The organism is Nocardiopsis sp. M1B1 (assembly GCF_052466615.1).
This window is the reverse complement of the sequence record NZ_CP196194.1, coordinates 5,048,828-5,068,632: the sequence shown is the minus strand read 5'-3', so window position 1 is coordinate 5,068,632 and position 19,805 is coordinate 5,048,828. Positions and strand designations below refer to the sequence as shown.

Here is a 19,805-nt window from a genome sequence, read left to right as displayed (position 1 = left end):
CGAGCGCGGCGCCCGGTGCCGCGCCACTGGATGGAAAGCCCCACACGGTGCACAGCGCAGGACTCGAACAGACCGACTCCCTGGAGGCCTCCGGGCGCGCGGCGGTGGCCGCCGCGCGCCGGGTCGTGGTCAAGGTGGGATCGTCCTCCCTGACCACACCCGACGGCCGGATCGACTCCTGCCGCATCCGCGACCTGGTCCGGGTGCTGGCGGACCGCCGCGCCGCCGGCCAGGAGGTCATCCTGGTCTCCTCCGGGGCGGTCGCGGCCGGGATGACCCCGCTCGGCATGGCCCGCAGGCCCCGCGACCTGGCCTCCCAGCAGGCCGCCGCCAGCGTGGGCCAGGGGCTTCTGCTCGCCGCCTACACGGCCGAGCTGGCCGGGCACGGCCTCACTGCGGCGCAGGTCCTGCTCACGGTCGAGGACATGATGCGGCGGGTGCAGCACCGCAACGCCCAGCGCACGCTGCGCCGCCTGCTCGACATCGGCGCCCTGCCCATCGTCAACGAGAACGACACCGTGGCCACGCACGAGCTGCGGTTCGGCGACAACGACCGCCTGGCGGCACTGGTGGCGCACCTGATGCGCGCCGACGCGCTGGTGCTGCTCTCGGACGTGGACGCCCTGTACGACGGCAACCCCTCCGCTCCGGGGTCGTCGGTGGTCAGCCTCGTGCGCGGTCCGGCGGACCTGGACGGCATCGACATCGGCAGCTCGGGCGGGCGGGGCGTGGGCACCGGCGGGATGGTCACCAAGGTGGCGTCCGCGCGGATCGCCACCGAGGCGGGCGTGCACACCCTGCTGACCTCCGCCGCGAACGCCCGCGCGGCCCTGGAGGGCGGGCCCGCGGGCACCCTGTTCGCCCCGGGGCGGGGACGGCGCCCCTCGGCCCGCCAGCTGTGGCTGGCGCACGCCACCGCGGGACGGGGCAGCCTGGTCCTGGACCCCGGCGCGGTCACGGCGGTGGTGCGGGAGAAGGCGTCCCTGCTCCCGGCCGGTGTGGTGAGGGTGACCGGCGACTTCAACGCGGGCGACCCGGTGGACCTGTGCGACGAGGACGGCACCGTCGTCGCGCGCGGGCTGGTCAACTACGACGCCGCCGAGGTGCCCGACCTGATGGGCAGGTCCACACGGTGGCTGGCCCGCGAGATGGGCCCCTCCTACGAGCGCGAGCTGGTGCACCGGGACGACCTGGTCGTGCTCTAGACCGCGTTCCCCCGGACCGCCGCGGTCCCGTCCCGCCGCGACACCTGTGTGGCAATGTCGGGGACATCCCCCGAGGAGAGTGAAGACACCCATGCCCAGCCTGGTGGCGAGAATGCTCGCGGTGGCGTTCCGGGTGGCGCGCAAGCGCCCCATGGAGACCGTCGAGGGCGCGCGCGAGCGCATCGACGAGGCCAAGGACGACCCCGAGCCGCCGCACTGGGTCGCCAAGCGCCACGAGACCACCCGGCGGGAGGTCGGGGGCTTCTCCAGCTACACGGTCCTCGCCCGGGACCGGGGGGAGGACCCCGACAAAGCCGTCCTGTACGTGCACGGGGGCTCCTACATCAGCGAGATCTCCCCCTGGCACTGGGTGCTGATCTCGCGCATGGCGGACGTGGGCTGCCGGGTGGAGGTGCCCGTCTACGGGCTGGCGCCCCAGCACACCTACCGCGAGGCGTTCGGCTTCCTCCACACCGTGTACCGCGACCTGCTGGAGCACGTCGTGCCGGAGCGCACGGTGTTCGCCGGGGACTCGGCCGGGGCGGGCCTGGCGCTGGCCCTCGCGCAGACGCTGCCCGAGGAGGGCCTGCCCCAGCCCGCGCGGCTCATCCTGGTCTCCCCGTGGGCGGACCTGACCATGTCCAACCCCGACATCGCCGAGGTGGAGGGCCGGGACCCCTGGCTCAGTCCGGTCGGCCTCAAGGAGGCCGCCAAGGTGTGGGCGGACGGCGACGACCTGTCCCTGCCCCGGCTCAGCCCCGTCAACGGCGTGCTCTCCGGCCTGCCGCCCATGGACCTCTACATCGGCACCCGCGACGTGTTCCTGCCCGACACCAGGCGTCTGCGCGCGCTCGTCGAGCGGGCCGGGGGAGAGGTGGACCTGCACGAGGAGGAGGGGGCCTTCCACGTCTACCCGCTGGTCCCGGTGCCCGAGGGCAGTCGGGCGCGGGCGCGGATCATCGGCACCGTCCAGGATCTGTGAGGCTCCCCGGACGGGGCGGACGCCCTAGGATGCGGGCGTGAGCGAACGAACGACGCGCCGAAGCGAGGACCACCCCCACCGGGGCGAGGTCCGCGAGATCCCCACCGCCGCCAGCGCCACCAGGCTCGTCTACGCGCCCGAGCGCGACGGACTCGCCGACGCGGGCGAGGTCGTGTGGACGTGGGTCCCCTACGAGGAGGACCCGAGGCGGGGCAAGGACCGCCCGCTGCTGGTCGTCGGCCGCCGGGGCGGGCGGCTGCACGGGCTGATGCTGTCCTCCCAGCGCCCCGAGGCGTGGGAGCGCCAGGACTGGCTGCCCGTCGGCTCGGGCCCCTGGGACCGGGAGCAGCGCGACTCCTACGTGCGGGTGGACCGGCTCTTCGAGTTCGACGAGGACGACATCCGCCGGGAGGCGGCCGTCATGGACGAGGAGCTGTTCTGGATGGTCGCCGACGTCCTGCGGGCCCGCTACGGGTGGAGCTGAGCGGCGGAAGGCGGTCGCACGTCCGCGGGCCCCGGACCCGGCCCGGGACCCGCCGGAAAGTCGGTCGGGCCCCGGGGCGCAGGGCCGCCGCCGGGGCCCTGCGGCCCCCGTCGCCTCAGGAGAGGGCCAACAGGCGTACGGGGCCGCCGGAGCCGCCCCGGATGTTGGCGACGCCGACGATCGCCATCGCGCCGCTCTCGGGAGCCGTCTCCAGGTGGGCGACCATCTCGACGGCGTACTTGTTCTCCCCGAGGAGGAACACGTGTGCCTCGGGGTTGGAGGCGGAGTCGGGCCCGTAGTCGAAGCTCGGGGTGTCCACGGCGATCCCGGCGATGTCCCGCGCGCTCAGCAGCCAGTCGATCGCCTCGATGTCGAACCCGGGGAAGTGGGCGACGCCGTCGCTGTCGCGGTTGAGCATCGCCTCCTCGCTCTGGAGTACCCGCGCGCTCCATCCGGAGTCCATGGCGACCAGGGCGCCCCGGGGGATGCGGCCGTGGCGCCGTTCCCAGCGGCGTAGGTCCGCCACGGTGACCTGGGCGTCGTAGTGCCTCGCGGCTCGGTCGGCGATGCGGACGACGACGAGCGGACAGACCAGGTCGCGCGGGTCCACCTCGTGGGTGTGCAGTGCGTCAGCGCTGTCGTTGAAGTGCCACGGCGCGTCGAAGTGGGTCCCGGTGTGCTCGTCGATCTCCAGTTTGAGCGCGTTGAAGCCGTCCTCCTCGATCGAGGCGAACTGGAAGATGTTCGGGTCGAGGATGTAGGGCCGGTAGATCGGGAAGTCGTTGTGGAGGACGTGGGTGAGGTCGGTGACCGTCAGCCGCGACGGGCTGATCCCGGCGATGGTCTGGGCGTGGGCGGACTCCACCGGCCCTCCGAGGGCGCCGATCCCGGTGAGCACGGCGCCGACGGCGGCCGAACCGGTCAGCATGCGCCTCCGGCCCAGGCCCGCGCCGGCCGGGCGCGCGGGCGGCGCCGGCCGCTCCGCCGTGATCGTGCCCCCCGACGTTTCCGGGGCGCGCCCCGATGCGGTCATGAACGTCTTCCGAGCCTTGTGGATCACGTGGGGTCCGCACATCGCAGTGTTCCTCTTCCAGGTCTGCTGTCCGTTCGATCTGGAATGAGTATACGATCTCTTATCCGAAAGTGAAGCCTGTGCCTCATGTGATGTCTTGTGTCCAGGGCGGACACGGACCGGCGGTCTCGCTGCGGAAGGTGACCCGCCGAACACGCGGGCGGGCCGGCGCGGAGGCTTGCGCCCGTTCCGGGAGGTGTCGTTCTCCGGCGGGGGAGCCGCAAGAGCCGGAGCGGTCGGGGCGCGTCCGGAGTCGGCACGGCGCTTTCCGCCGTTCCCCGAACCCGTTGTGCGGAACGGAGTGCGTCCCGCCCGCCGGGCCGCCGCGCCCACCCGGGGAACGGAGGGATTTCCTTCTTGAGGTGGCAGTCCCCGCCCCGTCGTATTCCGCGGGAGCCGCGCTCGCGCCGCGCCGGTGAATTCCCGCCCGGCCCTGTGCGGGGCCGAGCGGCGGGAACGGGTTACGCGGAGCAGCGGCCCCGGGACGCGGTGCTGACCACCATCGTCGGCGCCGAGCCGTCCGAGGACTGGTCCAGCAGCCGCCGGGAGAGGGTCACCTCGAAGGTCTCGGGGGCCTCCTCGATGACCTCCGCCAGAGCCAGGCAGCCGGACACCACGTGGTGCCGGATCCACTCGACGGTGTACAGGTCCGGCTCCGTCCCGGGGCGGAGCCGGACACGCAGGCGCAGCCGCTCGTTCTCGGTGTGCGGACGGATCATGACCACCTGGGCGGCTTCCACCGAGTCGAGCTGGAGGGCGAGCGACGCCAGGTCGGCGGGGGCCACCAGACTGCTGAGCGGACCGTAGGGCGCGTCTATGCGGCTGTTGGTCCGCAGGGCCCGGCCCGGCAGCTCGCAGGTGCACGACGTCCACTCGGCTCCGGTGCCGGTGTCGTAGCGCAGCAGGGGGACGACCGCCTTCCTGTGCGTGACGGTCACGAGCATGCGTCCGTTGACGACCTCGGTGTGCTGGTAGGGGAGCGGGTGGAAGGTGTCGATCGCGCAGTCGGGCCCGCTGTGCCCGATGATCCAGGTCTCCGCGGAGCCGAACAGCGCCCATGTGCGCAGGTGGGGGAAGTGCGTGCGGATCAGCGAGCGCGTCCCCGCGTCCATCGCCGGTCCGCTCCAGAGCACCTTGCGCAGGAAGTCCAGACGCCGTCCGGACGCGGCGCAGAAGCGCAGGACGCGCTGGACGGTGTCCAGGGTGGCGGCGAAGGCGCTCACCCCGTGCCGCTCGAAGAGGTCGAGGCACGGCTCGATCATCTGGTCCGTCGGGGCGTCGAGCGACAGGGTGGGGACGCCGGCCCGTGCGGCGAGCGCGTTGTGCAGGTCGTGCGACGCGCGCATGTGGAACGGGGTGCTCAGGCTCGCGACCAGGTCGCCCGGTGCGAAGGGCTGAAGGTGCGGGGCGATCTCGTCCACGTGGAGGTCGGAGGGCAGCGCGCCCAACCGGCTCGTGGACGTTGTTCCCCCCATGAGATGGAGCGAGGCCCGGGAGAGTTCGGCCGGGAACTCCCGCATCATCGTGTCGACGGCCTCGCCGAGCTCCTCACGGGTGAGGGGCGGCAGGTCCACCAAGCGGGGCCTGCGCCCCAGCACGAGGTGACGGCCGTACTTGCGCCTCATGGAAGGGATCCTCGCCAGGCGCTGTAACGCGTGGGCCAGGGAGAGCGGCCCCTCCACTTTTCCTCCGATATTCATCATCATTCTCGTGCTCGCATCTCTGGATGTCAGGGATTTCGTTCATCCCGCCGGGGACGGCTGCGGTGACGTTAATGAATGTGGAATTCCTGTTAATTATTCTCGGGGGAATGCCTTCGTTGCCGGCATGGCGGGTTCGAGGCCGTTGGACAGTAAAGCAGATTCCCTCACCGAGGAACATGGTGAGGATTTCCTCTGCTGGTGAGCGTGCGATCACCGCAGGTCATGTTCACTCGTTGGAAGACGCCTCGGAGCGTGTTCCCCCGGTGGCCGGTTGTGGTCGAGTGACCTTGCTCACCGCTCCCGATCGCTGGGCGGGATGATGGTGGCGGCCCCGGCCCGCGCTGCAGCCCCGGCGGTGCCGAGCGCCGTCGGCACCGCCGGGCGCCGTGTGGAGGGGGCTCTCAGGCTCGGCTCGGCGCGGCCTGTCCGACGGTCCCGGCCGCGTGTCGCCGACCGTCCGCCGCCCCCAGGTGCACGGCCAGTTCCACCCTCAGGCGGGCGTGGTCCCGCGCGTGCCCGTGGGCGGCGACGTAGCCGTCCGGTCGGACCAGGTGGTAGCCCGGCGCCGAGCACAGCCGGTGCTCCGAGGCCTGGTCGGCGCTCAGCGCCACCGTCCGCACCTGGGGCCGGTCGGCGACGAGCGCGGAGAACGGCTCCCCGTCGCGGGCGCGTCCGCGGCCGGGTGTGACGGCGAGGGTCCACCCGCGGACCCCCGGCCCGCTCCCGGCCACCCCGTGCCCGGCGACGCCCAGGTCCACCGCGAGGGAGCGGGGGAGGGCGTGGCCGGCGCGGACGGCGCCCGCCAGCCGTCCGGTCACCCGGCACAGGGAGGGCCAGGTGGGCTCCTGGGTGAGGCGAGCGGGTGTGTAGCGGAACCGGTAACCCGCCATGACGGGCAGGTATCCGCGTTCCATGACCGGCTCCAGGATTCGGAAGGCCGCGTCCCGGCCCGCCGTCTGCACGGGGTGCTGGAGCATCCACCCGCGTGTTTGGATGTCGGTGTCGCGCACCACCTGCCGCGCCACGTCCTTGCGTTCGGGGCCGTAGGTGGAGAGCAGTTCCGGTCCGGCCTCGCCCCGTGTCACCGCGGCCAGCTTCCAGGCCAGGTTCTGCGCGTCCTGCATCCCGGTGTTGAGGCCCTGGCCCCCGGCCGGGCTGTGCACGTGCGCCGCGTCCCCGGCGAGGAAGACGCGGCCCCGCTGGAAGTCGTCGGCGTGCCGCCGGTGCACGCGGAACACGGACTCCCACACCGGGTCGACCAGCCGGACGCCTCCCGGTCCCTGCTCGTCCGTGATCCGCTGGAGCAGGTCCACCCCCGCCTTCTCCCCGGGCGGGAGGCTGGCGAAGAACCGGAAGACGCCGTCGGGCAGGGCGACGATCACCAGGGCGCCCCGGGGCGACTGGTAGTAGAGCGCCTCGTCGGCTGGCAGCTCCCCCTCGATGCGGCAGTCCACGAGGGCGAACGCCGACTCGTAGGTGCTGCCGGCGAAGCCGGTGCCGATCTGGGCGCGCACCGCGCTGCCCGCGCCGTCCGCGCCGATGAGGAAGGGCGCGTGGTAGCGCTCGACGGTCCCGTCGGAGTGTTCGAGGATCGCGGTCACCCCCTCGGTCGCGGTGATGTCGCCGGAGAAGTCCAACCCGTCGAGGGCGAGCAGCCGCACCCCCCGTTCGATGCGCCCGCCGAGCGCGTGCAGCCGCTCGGTGAGCACGCGCTCGGTCTCGTTCTGGGGCAGGCACACCGGGGCCAGGTGCTCGGGGAACGTGAACGTGGCCAGCGGGTCGCCGGAGGAGTAGTAGCGGAACCTGCGGATGTCGATGCCCGCCCGCCGGGTGGATTCCAGGGCGCCCAGGTCGTCCAGCAGGTCGAGGGTGCGCGGCCAGAGCAGCAGGGCCTTGGGGAAGGGGGAGGCGGACTCGGCGCGGTCGATGAGCCGTACACGTGCTCCTCGTCTCAGAAGCTCGCACGCGGCGGTCAGGCCCACGGGCCCGGCGCCGACCACGAGGACGTCGGTGGGGGCGCTGTGCGCGCGGGCGGAAGCGGTGTCTTCGCTGGTCAACTGCATTTCGGGGAGCTCCGATCGAACGGGTCGCGGTGGGTGTCCCGGGTCCGCCCACCGCGCACGCGGCCAGTTCTATAAGATTGACGATGGACATAAGACACCTTATGCTCATCCACGAATGGATGGCTATAAGGAAGCGAATTAAGGGGTAGGGGAATGGCGATAGAAGCAACGGATCGGCAGGGTGCGCGGAGCGCTCCCGCCCCGTTGACCAGGGGACAGGCGGTGGCCACACTCGTCGCCGTCGCTCTGTCCAGCGTGATGCTGCCGCTCGCCGTCACCGCTCCGGCCGTGGCGCTCACCCAGCTCGCGGCCGACCTGAACGCCAGCGTCGGCGAGGCCCAGTGGGTCCAGAACGCCTACAACGTCACCTTCGCGGCGTTCATGCTCGCCGCCGGCGGACTCGCCGACCGCTTCGGCAGGCGCCGGGTCCTCGTCATCGGCCTCGTCGTCTTCACCGCGATGGCCACGGTGATCGGCCTCTCCTCCAACATTCTCGTCATCGACGTCGCCCGCGCGGTCCAGGGCATCGGCGCCGCGGGCATCATGACCAGCGGATCGGCGATCCTCGCCGACTCCTTCCGGGGAACGGCCCGGGCCCGGGCCTTCGGCCTCCTGGGAACCTCCTTCGGCTTCGGACTGGCCATGGGGCCCTTCGTCGCCGGGCTGATGGTCAACTTCCTGGACTGGCGCATGGTGTTCCTGATGAACCTCGCGTTCGCCGCCGTCGTCCTGCTCCTGGTCCGCTCGATCCGGGAGTCGAGCGACCCCGGTTCCACCTCGGTGGACTGGGGCGGCGTCATGACCTTCAGTACCAGCCTGTTCCTGCTCTCCCTCGCCTTCGTCCAGGGCGCCGAGGCGGGTTGGCTCAGCCTGAGCGCGATCGGGTCGGCGGTCGGGTTCCTCGTCTTCCTCGCGGCCTTCGTCGTGGTGGAGTCACGGGTCCGGCGCCCGATGTTCGACCTCTCGCTGTTCAAGCGGCCCACGTTCGTCGTGGTCGTCTGCCAGCCCTTCACCATCACCTTCGGCTTCGTGGTCCTGCTCGTCTACCTGCCGCCCTTCTTCCAGGGCGTCGGCGGGTTCGGCGCCGCCGAGGCCGGGGCCCTGCTCCTGCCCCTGACCCTGCCGGTGCTCGCCCTGCCGATGCTGGCCGGGCAGCTCGCCGCCAGGCTCCCCCTGCGGGTCATGCTCGCCACCAGCTCCCTGCTCATCGCGGGCGGATCCCTGTGGTTGATGACCCTCCAGCCCGGCCAGCACTGGACGGCGCTCGCCGCTCCCCTGGCCCTGTTCGGCACGGGGGTGGGAAGCGCCTTCGGCGTCATGGACAACGCGGCGCTCAGCTCCGTGGAGGTCGAGCGGGCCGGGATGGCCTCGGGCATCTTCAACACCATGCGCATCACCGGGGAGAGCGTGGCGATCGCCGGAGCCGGGTCCGTGCTGGCGACCCTGTCCCTGAACACGCTCGACCTCCCCTTCGCCGACCCCGAGCAGGAGCGGACCCTGGCGGGCGAGGCCACCCAGGGCCGACTGGAAACGGCGCTGGGCCAGTTCGCCGAGGCGGACCGCTCGACCGCGCTGGACGCCGTCTCGGCCAGCCTCACCTCCGCGATGCACACCACGTTCCTGGGTCTGGCGCTCCTCGCCCTGGCCGGCGCGGTGGTCACGTTCCTCGTCGTCAGGGAACGCGAGCTCCGCTAGGCGGGGTCCTCGCGGACCCTCCGCCCGGGCTCCCGTCCACCGCCGACCGCCCCTCCCGGGCCCCGCCCCGCCGTACCCCGGCCTCCGACCCCGGCCTCCCGCCGTACCGACGCACCGCGGGAGACGCTCCCCGCCGCGGCCCCCACATCAGGACCACAAGCCCGAGGAATGTGAGACAGACCATGCAGATGCCCGTGCACCACCTCCTCAACGGCGCCACCGACACCGTGACCGCCGACCCGGAGGGCCCGGCCCTGGACTACGAGCGGACCGTTGACCGCACCGTCGTCCACCGGGAGTCGTTGGCGGAGGTCTTCGTCACCGACACCCAGCCCCTCGGCGGGGACGCCCACGCGGCCGCCGCCCAGCTCCCCCGTTCGCACGCCTACTACGGCGACCACCTGCTCCGCCCCCGCCGCCACGACCCCGTGCTGCTGCTCGAAGCATGCCGACAGGTGGGGCTGGCCATCGCGCACACCCACTACGGCGTCCCCTTCGACCACAAGTTCGTGCTCACCACCTTGGGCATCACCATCACGCGCCCCGAGCTGATGACGGTGGGGACGGCTCCGTGCGCCCTCCGCATGCTCTGCTCCGTCGGGGACAAGAGGGTCAAGGAAGGACGCGTGGTCGGCTACGACGCCAGGTTCCGGCTCTTCGTCGGCGGCACGGAGGTCGGCAACGCCGTCGTCGGGCTGCGGTTCAAGTCGCCGGCGAGCTACGAGGCGCTGCGCCTGAGCAACCGCTCCGGCGAGCCGGTCCCCTCCACGGAGACCTTCGACTTCACCGTCGGCGGGGAGGTCCCCGCCCCCTACCTCGTCGGCCGGTCGAACGGCGACAACGTGGTCCTGACCGGGCTCGCGGGGACCGGGGACACCGTGTCGGCCTCCCTGCGCGTGCTGCCCCAGCACCCGAGCCTGTTCGACCACGCCCAGGACCACCTGCCGGGCATGGTCCTGATCGAGGCCGGGCGCCAGCTGGCCCTGAACACGCTCCTGGAGGTCCGGGGCACCTCGCCGGCCAAGGCCTACCCCACCGAGATCACCGCCACCTTCACCAGCTTCGGCGAACTGGAGCCCCGGACCGAGTTGCGGGCGGTCACCGCTCCTGCGGGAGCGGAGGGGGCCGAGGAGGACGGCGTCTACTACACGCAAGGCGGAATCGTGGAGTTCCTCGCGCCCACCGGCGGCCCGGAACCCGCCCCGACCTCCGTCGAGGTGGACGTGCTCCAGAGGGGCGCGTCGATCTGCCGGATCGAGGTCGGCCTGGTCCGCCTCCCCGCGTGAAGCGGACCGTACCGACCCCTACGACAGGAGAAGCCATGACCCTTCCGAACGGAGCGCACACCCCGGGCCCCCGGGGGCGCGGCATCGCGTTCTTCGACGTGGACGAGACGCTCATCGGACCGAAGAGCATGTTCTCGTTCCTGGAGTTCCACCTCGGGAACGGCTCCAGGCCGCCCGGCTCCTACGAGCGGGCCGTGGCCCGCCTCAGGGCGGCGGCGGCCCGGGGCGTGCCCCGCCAGGACGTCAACCGCCTCTACTACCGCCTCATGGCGGGCGAGTCCGTCGAGGGGCTGCGCGCCGAGGGCCGGGCATGGTTCTCCGAGGCCGCGCGCGTGCCGGGCTTCTGGCACACGCCGGTGCTGGAGCGCCTGCGCCGCCACCGGGCCGAGGGCGACCTGGTCGTCCTGCTCTCGGGCTCCTTCTTCGCCTGCCTGGACCCGATCGCGGATGAGGCCGGAGCCCACTGGGCACTGGGCACACGGCCGGTCGTCCGCGGCGGGCGCCTGACCGGTGAGGTCCTCGTCCCGATGATCGGCGCGACGAAGGAGACCGCCGCCAGGGCCGCCGCGGCGGTGAGAGGCGTACCCCTGTCCTCGTGCACCGCCTACGGAGACCACTCCAGCGACCTCGCCCTGCTGTCGGCCGTGGGAGTCCCGGTCGCCGTCGGCGAGGACGCGACGCTCACGGCGCACGCCGAGGCCAACGGATGGGAACGCGTCCGCTCCGACCGCCCGGGCCCCGGCGCTCCGGAGGGAGCTTCGCCCCTCCCGTCGGTGAGCGCGTGACGCCGGGCCGGGAGCGCCTCCGCGCGGTGCGGAGGCGCACCCGCGCCCTCCCCTCCCCGCAGTCCAGCAAGAAGGAGACAGCACGATGACCATCGCCATCCTCGGCACGGGCTCGTACCTGCCGGACGAAGTGGTCGGCAACGAGCCGATCGCCCGCACCGCCGGTGTCACCGACGAGTGGATCCGCCGCAAGACGGGGATCCGCGAGCGCCGGCGCGCCGCCCCCGACCAGGCCACCTCCGACCTCGCCGCGGCGGCCGGCCGCCGGGCCCTGGCGCAGGCGGGCGTCTCCGCGGACCGCCTGGCCTACGTCATCGTCGCCACGTCCACCCCGGACCACCCCCAGCCCGCGACGGCCAGCATCACCCAGCACCTGCTCGGCGCGCGGTCCGCGGCGGCGTTCGACGTCAACGCCGTGTGCAGCGGGTTCGTCTACGCCCTCTCCGTGGCCGAGCACCTGCTGCGGCCGCACGGGGAGGCCTACGCGCTGGTCGTCGGCGCGGACATCTACTCCCGGATCCTCGACTACGGCGACCGCAAAACGGCGGTCCTGTTCGGGGACGGCGCGGGCGCGGTCCTGCTGGGGCCCTCACACGACCGCGGCGGCGTCATGGGGACGCAGCTGCTCACCGACGGGGACCACCACCACCTGATCAGGGTTCCGGCCGGGGGCTCGCGCCTGCCCGCCTCCGCGGAGACCCTGGGACAGGGCGGGCACTTCTTCACGATGGAGGGCCGCGGCGTGCGCGAGTACGTCACCCGGCGGCTGCCCGAGGCGGTGCACCGGATGCTCGACGGCCTGGGCGTGGACCGGGAGGAGGTCCGCCACTTCGTGCCCCACCAGGCCAACGGCGCCATGCTGGAGGACGTCTGGCCGTCGCTGGGCCTGGACAACGCCCACCTCCACCTGACCGTGCAGACCCATGGCAACACGGGTTCGGGATCGGTGCCCGTCGCCCTGGACACGGTGCACCGCGCCGGGCTGCTCGAACGGGACGACCTCGTCCTGCTCGCGGGGTTCGGCGGCGGCATGAGTGTCGGGCTGGCCCTCGTGCGGTGGAGCCCCGTGGCCGCGAGGGCGGCCTCCGTGGTCCGTTCGGTCCGCTCCGCGGGGACGACTCCGGTCCACGTGCCCGCGTGACCCCTGCCGGGCCGGAGGGCGGGCGGGGCGTGTCCGGTCCCCGGGGCCGTGCACGCTCCATCCCGGGACGTGCGTGAACGGTCGGTGTCCCGACCGTGGAGGGCGCGGCCTCTTCCGGACGCCTTTCCGGGCGCCTTTCAGAACGCCTCGTGGAGCGCCCCTTCGAGCGCCTCTCCGGGAAGGCGCGGGAGGCGGGTGCCCACGGAGCGGCGGGGCGGGGCCCCGCCCGGCTCCCGGCGCGGCGACGCCGGGGCGCCCGCCCGGACGGGGGTCACTCCTCGCCCAGGTCCGCCAGTTCGGTGCGGGTCTCCGCGGAGACCTCCGCGCACCGGCTGAGGAAGCGGACGAACTCACCCTCCTCCTCGCTGCTGAACGCCTCGCTCAGCCGCATCTCCACCCGGATCGCGGCCTCGTCCGCCTTGGCGAGCAGGTCCTGTCCGCTGGGGGAGAGCCTCGTCTCCAGGATGTGCGAGTGCAGCGGGTGGGGCTTGCGCTCGATCAGTTCGCGCCTGCTCAGGGTCGCGAGGACCGAGGACATCGTCTGGGGGGTCACCAGGCACCTGCGGGCCAGGATCGCACCTGAGGCCCCGGGCTCCTCCGAGAGCACGAGCAGGACCGTGTACTGGGGGACCGAGAGGTTGAACTGCCTCAGAACAGCGTGCTTCGCGGAGATCAGCTCCTGCTCGGCGCGCTTCAGGTGATGACCGATCCGCTGGTCCATGGGAAGCTGGGTCATCTGGGAATCGTATCTCAGAGCGCCTGTCCCTCCGTGCTCGTCGGCCGGTCGTCAGGCCGGCGCCGGGAGCCGCCCGCTCCACCCCGGCTCGGAGGAGGGTCAGTACCGCGCGCCCGCGGTGGCGCCGGCGATGGTGTCGAGTTCGGCGAGGTCCTCCGGGGAGAGGACCAGGTCCGCGCCGCCCACGTTCTCCTCCAGGCGTTCGCGCCTCTTGGTTCCCGGGATGGGAACGACGGGCAGGCCCCAGCGCTCGGCCTGGGCGTGGACCCACGCCAGGGCGACCTGGCCAGGGGTCGCGCCGTGTGCGTCGGCCACCCGCCGCACGATGGCGAGCAGATCCTGGTTGCGCACGGCGTTCTCGCCGGAGAAGCGCGGCTTGCCGCGGCGGAAGTCGTCGGCGGACAGCTCCTCCACCGGAGGGAGGGCCCCGGTGAGGAAGCCGCGTCCCAGCGGGGAGTAGGGGACGAAGCCCACGCCGAGCCGCGCACACTCGCCCACCACGGACTCCTCCACGTCGCGGCTCCACAGCGACCACTCCGTCTGCACGGCGGCGATCGGGTGCACGGCGTGGGCGGCGCGCAGTTCGTCGGCGCTCACCTCGGACAGCCCCAGGTGGCGCACCTTGCCCTGGGCGACCAGCTCGGCCATGGCCCCGACCGTCTCCTCGACGGGGACCGAGGTGTCGCGCCGGTGCATGTAGTAGAGGTCGATCGTCTCGACGCCCAGGCGGGAGAGGCTGGCGTCGCAGGCCGCGCGGACGTACTCCGCGTCCCCGCGGTGGCTGCGGGCACCGGTCCCGCGGTCGCGGACGATCCCGAACTTGGTGGCGAGGACGACCTCCTCCCGCCGTTCCCGGACGACCTTGCCCACCAGCTCCTCGTTGGCCCCGTGCCCGTACATGTCCGCGGTGTCGAGGAAGCCGACGCCCAGGTCCAGGGCGTGGTTCAGGGTCGCGAGGGAGTCGGCCTCGTCTCCCGGGCCGTAGAACTCGCTCATCCCCATGCAGCCCAGCCCCTGGGCGGACACGGTGGGGCCGTCGGTGGTCAGCGGAACAGTCCGCATGCGCACTCCTGTGCTCGGTGGTCGTGCTCGACGCGACTCAGGGAGGCGCTACCCGGGGGTGTGACCCGGGCGCCGCACACGGCGCCTGCGAACTGCCCTCCTGAACCTATGCCGAGAAGGTACCATAAGAACCCTGACGCTGAATCGATGTCGATTGGATTCGGAGGCGTCCCCCCTCGCGCACCAGGAACTCGGGGGCCGACCCGTCCGGGAGTTCCCGCAGCATGTGCCGGGAGACGATGACCTCGAAGGACTCCGGAGCCTCCTCCGTCACCTCGGACAGCCCCAGCGACTCGGACAGCACGTGCTGCCGTATCCACTCGCCGGTGTAGAGCTCGGACCTGGTCTCCGGGCGCAGCCGGACCCGCAGGTGGAGCCGTTCGTCCTCGGTGTGGGGATCGACCAGGACGACCTGGGCCGCCTCCACCGAATCGAGCCGCATGGCCAGCGGCACGAGGTCGAGGGGGGAGACCACGCGGCTGAGCGGCCCCATCGGGGCGTCTATGCGGCTGTGGGTGCGCACTGCGGGACCGGGCAGACCGCAGGGGCAGGCCGTCCATTCGGCCGCGACCCCGGTCTCGTAGCGCAGCAGCGGGACGACCGCCTTCTCGTGCGTGACGGTCACCAGCATGCGCCCGTCGACGATCTCCGTGTACTGGTGGGGGAGCGGGTGGAGGGTGTCGTTGGCGCAGTCCGGGCCGCTGTGCCCGATGATCCAGGTCTCCGCCGAGCCGAAGAGCGCCCACGTGCGCAGGTGGGGGAAGTGCGTCCGGATCAGCGATCGGGTGGCGGCGTCCATGGCCGGACCGCTCCACAGCACCTTGCGCAGGAAGCCGAGGTCCCGGCCGGACGCGGCGCAGTAGCGGAGCAGGCTCCGGAAGGTGTCGAGGGTGGTGCCCAGGGCGTTGACCCCGTGGCGCTCGAACAGGTCGAGGTAGGCGTCGATCATCTGGTCGGTCGGCGCGTCCATGGAGAGCGTGGGCACCCCGGCCCTGGAGGCGAGTCCGTTGTGCAGCTCCTGGCAGGCCCGCATGTGGAACGGGGTGCCGAGGGTGGTGAAAAGGTCGCCCTGTTCGAAGGGGCGCACGTGCGGCGCGATCTCGTCCAGGTACAGGTCCGCCGGAACCGCCCCCAGGCGCATGGTCGACCGGGTGCCCCCCATGACGTTCAGGGAGGCGCGGGTCAGGGCGGACGGGTCGGTGCGCACCAGGGTGTCGATCGCCCGGCCCAGTTCGTCCCTGTCGAGCGTGGGGAGGTCGGACAACTCCGGCGCGGAGGTCCCGGAGGTGTGGCGGAGGTACTTCTCCCGCAGTACCGGAATCCTGGACAGCCTGGCCAGTGCCCGCGCCGTGGACGGAGCCCCGCCGAGGGTCGTTCGTGGACCGAAATTCGTTGTCATTCTCGCACTCGCGTTCCTGGTGTACTCAAATGCGGCCGATCACGGGCGTTCGTACTGCTGCGGAGCCATTGGTGAATCCGAAGTGACCAGAAGTTCCCGGACTTCGTCGTCCAGTCGTCGGCGGGGCGGGGCCGCAGCTGACTTCGGAATGCGTCCATTCGAGAGAATGCGACGATATCCGAGGCGGTCTCCGGGCCCGTGTGACCGTATGGACACCTTTCGTTATCGTCCGTCGTCGGGGGTGTCCCCGCAGGACGGGCCGTCGTTTCCCTCGTGATATGACCTTCCTCACGTGTGAGCTGCGGGCCGTCACGCCCGGTGACCGGCTCGGGTCCGGGTACCAGCGTCCGTCCGGTGGAGGCCGAGGTGGCGGGCCGGACCGGACGGCCCGGCCGCGCGTGCCCGACTCCGCCCTGTGGACAACCTCCGTCCGGCGGGGCCGCGCTATACGCTGGAAGCATTCATTCCGGCGCATGCCCCTGGGACCCTTCGACGCCGCAGGGCGGGTACGCCGGGATGGCCTCCCAACCAAGAGAGAGCACCATGAGTGACATCGAGCGCGAGGTCCACGCGGTAGCCGGGCGGGCCAGGAACGCGGCGGCCGACCTCGCCCCGCTCAGCCGGGCGGTCAAGGACGCCGCACTGCTGGCGATCGCCGACGCCCTGGTCAAGCGGTCCGACGAGATCACCGCGGCCAACGCCGAGGACGTGGCGCGGGCCCGCGAGGACGGCACCAGCCCGGCCATGGTCGACCGGCTCACCCTCACCCCGCAGCGGATCGAGGCCATCGCCGAGGCCGTCCGCGAGATCGTCGAGCTCCCCGACCCGGTGGGCGAGTCCGTGCGCGGGTCCGTGCTGCCCAACGGCCTGGACCTGCGCCAGATCCGGGTGCCGCTCGGTGTCATCGGCATCATCTACGAGGGCCGCCCCAACGTCACCGTGGACGCCGCCGCCCTGTGCCTCAAGAGCGGCAACGCCGCCCTGCTGCGCGGCTCCTCCTCGGCCTACTCCTCCAACACCGCCATCGTCGGGGTCCTGCGGGACGCCCTGGAGGGCACCGGGGTCCCGGTGGACGCCGTCCAGATGGTGCCCGGCCGCACCCGCGAGTCCTCCACCGCGCTCATGCGGGCGCGCGGCCTGGTGGACGTGCTCATCCCGCGCGGCGGGGGCTCCCTCATCCAGGCCGTGGTGCGCGACTCCACCGTGCCGGTCATCGAGACCGGCGAGGGCCTGTGCCACGTCTACGTGGACGCCGACGCCGACCTCGACAAGGCCGTGGCCATCACCACCAACGCCAAGGCGCAGCGCTGCTCGGTGTGCAACTCCGCCGAGACCCTGCTGGTGCACGAGGCCGTGGCCGAGGAGTTCCTGCCGCGCGTGCTGGAGGCCCTCGGTGAGAGCGGCGTGACCGTGCACGGCGACCCCCGGGTGCTGGAGGCCGCCGCCGTCCACCCGACCGGGGCCCGGGTGGTCGAGGCCACGGAGGAGGACTGGGCCACCGAGTACCTGTCCATGGACCTGGCCGTGCGCGTGGTGCCCACCATCGACGAGGCGCTGGCCCACATCCGCAGGTACTCCACCCAGCACACCGAGGCCATCGTCACCGACTCGCTGAAGGCCTCCCGGTACTTCGTCTCGCGGGTGGACTCCGCCGCGGTCATGGTCAACGCCTCCACGAGGTTCACCGACGGCGGCGAGTTCGGCTTCGGCGCCGAGATCGGCATCTCCACCCAGAAGCTGCACGCCAGGGGCCCGATGGGGCTGACCGAGATGACCTCCACCAAGTACGTGGTCACCGGGGACGGCCACCTCAGGTAGCCGCGCGCGCCGGGGCCGCCCTCGCGCGGGCGGCCCCGGACCGCGAGGGACCGCACGCCCCGGGTCCGCCCGTGACGTGCGGCCGGAGGCGTGTGCTCGTCGTGCGACCGAGAGTGACATCCGGGGTCCGAGGGGCCGTTGGCATCTGGAGCGTTTTCCCGCTGGAAACCTGGACAGAAGCGAATCTTCGTCTAGCACGTATTCCCAAAGCGACGGCTGGTCGGTAATTTCACTGTGGTGTCTCACGGCGCGCTTCCGCATCGCTCGGAGTGTCGCCCCCCCACGGTCACAACGAAAGGAATCCCCCGAATGAAGCTCCGGAGCAAGGTCGCTGCCATCGCCACGACCGCCCTGGCCGTCGGTGGTGTCACGCTGATGGCCTCCCCCGCCCAGGCTGACCTGGTCACCCTCTGCTCGGGCCACGGCGGTGCCATCACCCTGCCCACGGACCTCGCGGTCCCCGCCGGCAAGAGCTGCTTCCTGGACGGCACGGTCATCCAGGGCGACGTCACCGTCCGCCAGGGTGCCAACCTGCACATCATCGGTGGCGAGATCGAGGGGAAGGTGACCGTCCAGCAGGACGCCTACTTCGACTCCCAGGAGAGCTCCGTCGGCGACCGCGTGGTCAACCGCGGCTCCTACGGCACCTACCTGGAGGACAGCTCCACGGGTGCGGCCCTGCGCGCCGTCCCGGTCGACGGCGGCAACACCGACGGCTTCGCCTACGTGGTGGACTCCTCCGTCCGCAGCATCAACGCCGAGGTCGGCGCCGTCTACGTCTCCGGTTCGCGCATCGGCGGCGCCGTCAAGGCCGACGGTGTCGAGTACGCCGACATCTACGACTCCGTGGTGCGCGGCGCCCTGACCGTCAACAACCCCGCCAGCGGCGGCATCCTCTGCGACAGCGAGGTGATCGGCGCGGCCACCTACAGCGGCGGCACCGGTCCGGTCGCGGTCGGCGCCGGCGAGCAGGAGGGCTTCTGCTCCTCCGTCAACTACGTCGACGGCGACCTGAGCGTCACCGGCGTCAGCGGCGGCGTCTACGTCGACAACAACATCGTCGGCGGTGACCTGTCCACCTCCGCCAACAGCCCGACCGCCCAGATCGGTGAGAACAACCGCGTCCGCGGTGACATCCTCACCGAGGAGATCGCCCTGCGCAGCTTCTCCGCCGCCGTGGTCGAGGAGTTCGAGGCCCACGAGGACGACCTGGTCGAGGAGGTCGAGGAGGCCCGCTCCACGACCATCGACGAGGCCATGGCCGCCGGTCCCGCCTTCTAGGACCCGCTCCCGGTCACGCCAGGACGCCCGACAGCGCCGACGGCCCCGCCGTCGGCGCTGTCGTGTGCCCGGGTTCCCGACCTCGCCGTGGCGCGTCGTGGGGACGCGCGGTGGGGATGGCTGGGGAGGACTGTTACCGTCCGCGAAAGGCCGGCCCGAGGACGAGGAGCGACGCGTGCCCACCACCGTTCCCTACGGAGAACACCCCAGCCAGATCGCGCACCTGTGGGAACCGGAGGGCGGCGCGCCCGCGCCCGTCGCCGCCCTGCTGCACGGCGGCTGGTGGCGGGACGTGCTCGACGCCGGGCTCATGGACCCGCTGGCCCGCGACCTGGCCGCCGCCGGGTGGGCGGTGTGGAACGTGGAGTACCGCCGCACCGGCGACGACGGGGGCGGCTGGCCGCAGACGCTCGACGACGTCGACCGCGCCCTGGCGGCGCTCGCCGAGGCCGCGGCCCGCGAGCCCGACCGCTACGACCTGTCCCGCACGGTGTCCGTCGGTCACTCGGCGGGCGGGCACCTGGCGCTGCTCAACGCGCTCCACCCCCGCACGCCCGTGCGCGCCGTCGTCGCCCTCGCGCCCGTCACCGACCCCGAGCGCTGCGCCCGGGAGGGACTGGGCGAGGGAGCGGTGGAGCCGTTCCTGGGCCCCGCCCCCTCCGCGCGGGTCTACGCCGCCAGTTCGCCGCTGCTGCGTGTGCCGCTGGGGGTACCCCAACTCGTCGTACACGGGGACGCCGACCAGCGCGTCCCGGTCGACCACAGCCGCGCCTACGTGGCCGCCGCGCGTGCCGCGGGGGACGAGGTGGACCACCGCGAGCCGGTCGGCGCCGACCACTTCGCGGTCATCGACCCGGCCCACCCCGCCTGGCGGGAGGCACGGGCCTACCTCGACGACCTGCGCTGAGCCGCCCGCGCCCGAGGGCGCGGCCGCGCCCCGCGACGGAGGAGTCCCCGGCTCAGCGGAGCCGCACGCGACGGAGCGCACCCGCCGGACACGCCCGAGGGGCGGCCCGCGTCCGGGGCCGCCCCTCGCGGCCGGGCACCCGTTTCCCGCGCGCGTCGGGAACCGGTGCCGGGTTCCCGGGCGCTG

16 protein-coding genes are annotated in these 19,805 nt (G+C 72.6%); 10 read left to right on the top strand and 6 right to left on the bottom strand.

The features are described from left to right. Positions 1-47 precede the first annotated feature (47 nt). The 3 genes from proB to ACSTA4_RS22005 all read left to right on the top strand — a co-directional run bounded on the left by proB (position 48) and on the right by ACSTA4_RS22005 (position 2,671). Positions 48-1,205, top strand: a complete 1,158-nt coding sequence (proB, locus tag ACSTA4_RS22015) for a glutamate 5-kinase (RefSeq protein ID WP_444960842.1) — start codon at positions 48-50, stop codon at positions 1,203-1,205. Between the two features lie 91 nt (positions 1,206-1,296). Next, entirely contained in the window at positions 1,297-2,187 is an 891-nt protein-coding gene (locus ACSTA4_RS22010) for an alpha/beta hydrolase fold domain-containing protein (protein ID WP_444960841.1), read from the top strand. 37 nt (positions 2,188-2,224) lie between these two features. Beyond that, on the top strand, positions 2,225-2,671 hold the full coding sequence (locus ACSTA4_RS22005; protein ID WP_444960840.1) for a type II toxin-antitoxin system PemK/MazF family toxin: 447 nt from the start codon (positions 2,225-2,227) through the stop codon (positions 2,669-2,671). A 115-nt stretch (positions 2,672-2,786) separates the two neighbouring features. On the opposite strand, the gene ACSTA4_RS22000 is transcribed toward ACSTA4_RS22005, so the two are convergent. From ACSTA4_RS22000 to ACSTA4_RS21990, 3 genes are all read right to left on the bottom strand, one after another. Beyond that, positions 2,787-3,599 carry a cyclase family protein gene (locus ACSTA4_RS22000; RefSeq protein ID WP_253794533.1) on the bottom strand — a complete coding sequence of 271 codons (813 nt, stop codon included), beginning with the start codon at positions 3,597-3,599 and terminating at the stop codon, positions 2,787-2,789. A 605-nt stretch (positions 3,600-4,204) separates the two neighbouring features. Then, entirely contained in the window at positions 4,205-5,368 is a 1,164-nt protein-coding gene (locus tag ACSTA4_RS21995) for an AMP-dependent synthetase (RefSeq protein ID WP_444960839.1), read from the bottom strand. Positions 5,369-5,847: 479 nt separating this feature from the next. After that, the gene (locus tag ACSTA4_RS21990) at positions 5,848-7,509 is read right to left on the bottom strand and encodes an FAD-dependent monooxygenase (RefSeq protein WP_444960838.1); all 1,662 of its coding nucleotides are present in this window, start codon (positions 7,507-7,509) and stop codon (positions 5,848-5,850) included. Between the two features lie 222 nt (positions 7,510-7,731). On the opposite strand from ACSTA4_RS21990, the gene ACSTA4_RS21985 reads away from it, so the two are divergent. From ACSTA4_RS21985 to ACSTA4_RS21970, 4 genes are all read left to right on the top strand, one after another. After that, positions 7,732-9,204, top strand: a complete 1,473-nt coding sequence (locus ACSTA4_RS21985) for an MFS transporter (RefSeq protein WP_444960837.1) — start codon at positions 7,732-7,734, stop codon at positions 9,202-9,204. Positions 9,205-9,386: 182 nt separating this feature from the next. Beyond that, entirely contained in the window at positions 9,387-10,490 is a 1,104-nt protein-coding gene (locus ACSTA4_RS21980; RefSeq protein ID WP_444960836.1) for a ScbA/BarX family gamma-butyrolactone biosynthesis protein, read from the top strand. 35 nt (positions 10,491-10,525) lie between these two features. Then, positions 10,526-11,275, top strand: a complete 750-nt coding sequence (locus ACSTA4_RS21975; protein WP_444960835.1) for an HAD family hydrolase — start codon at positions 10,526-10,528, stop codon at positions 11,273-11,275. 85 nt (positions 11,276-11,360) lie between these two features. Continuing rightward, the gene (locus ACSTA4_RS21970) at positions 11,361-12,416 is read left to right on the top strand and encodes a 3-oxoacyl-ACP synthase III family protein (RefSeq protein ID WP_444960834.1); all 1,056 of its coding nucleotides are present in this window, start codon (positions 11,361-11,363) and stop codon (positions 12,414-12,416) included. Positions 12,417-12,687: 271 nt separating this feature from the next. On the opposite strand, the gene ACSTA4_RS21965 is transcribed toward ACSTA4_RS21970, so the two are convergent. The 3 genes from ACSTA4_RS21965 to ACSTA4_RS21955 form a co-directional block, all read right to left on the bottom strand. Continuing rightward, complete coding sequence (locus tag ACSTA4_RS21965) at positions 12,688-13,152, bottom strand: MarR family winged helix-turn-helix transcriptional regulator (protein WP_013154379.1); 465 nt, start codon at positions 13,150-13,152, stop codon at positions 12,688-12,690. A gap of 99 nt (positions 13,153-13,251) precedes the next feature. Next, positions 13,252-14,214 carry an aldo/keto reductase gene (locus tag ACSTA4_RS21960; RefSeq protein WP_444960833.1) on the bottom strand — a complete coding sequence of 321 codons (963 nt, stop codon included), beginning with the start codon at positions 14,212-14,214 and terminating at the stop codon, positions 13,252-13,254. Positions 14,215-14,320: 106 nt separating this feature from the next. Continuing rightward, on the bottom strand, positions 14,321-15,613 hold the full coding sequence (locus ACSTA4_RS21955; protein ID WP_444960832.1) for an AMP-dependent synthetase: 1,293 nt from the start codon (positions 15,611-15,613) through the stop codon (positions 14,321-14,323). A 543-nt stretch (positions 15,614-16,156) separates the two neighbouring features. Between ACSTA4_RS21955 and ACSTA4_RS21950 the strand changes: the two genes are divergently transcribed. From ACSTA4_RS21950 to ACSTA4_RS21940, 3 genes are all read left to right on the top strand, one after another. Then, the gene (locus ACSTA4_RS21950) at positions 16,157-17,431 is read left to right on the top strand and encodes a glutamate-5-semialdehyde dehydrogenase (RefSeq protein WP_444960831.1); all 1,275 of its coding nucleotides are present in this window, start codon (positions 16,157-16,159) and stop codon (positions 17,429-17,431) included. 309 nt (positions 17,432-17,740) lie between these two features. Continuing rightward, positions 17,741-18,712, top strand: coding sequence for a hypothetical protein (locus tag ACSTA4_RS21945; protein ID WP_248771521.1), 972 nt, complete (start codon positions 17,741-17,743; stop codon positions 18,710-18,712). A gap of 175 nt (positions 18,713-18,887) precedes the next feature. Beyond that, positions 18,888-19,619, top strand: a complete 732-nt coding sequence (locus ACSTA4_RS21940; protein ID WP_444960830.1) for an alpha/beta hydrolase family protein — start codon at positions 18,888-18,890, stop codon at positions 19,617-19,619. Positions 19,620-19,805: the final 186 nt, after the last annotated feature.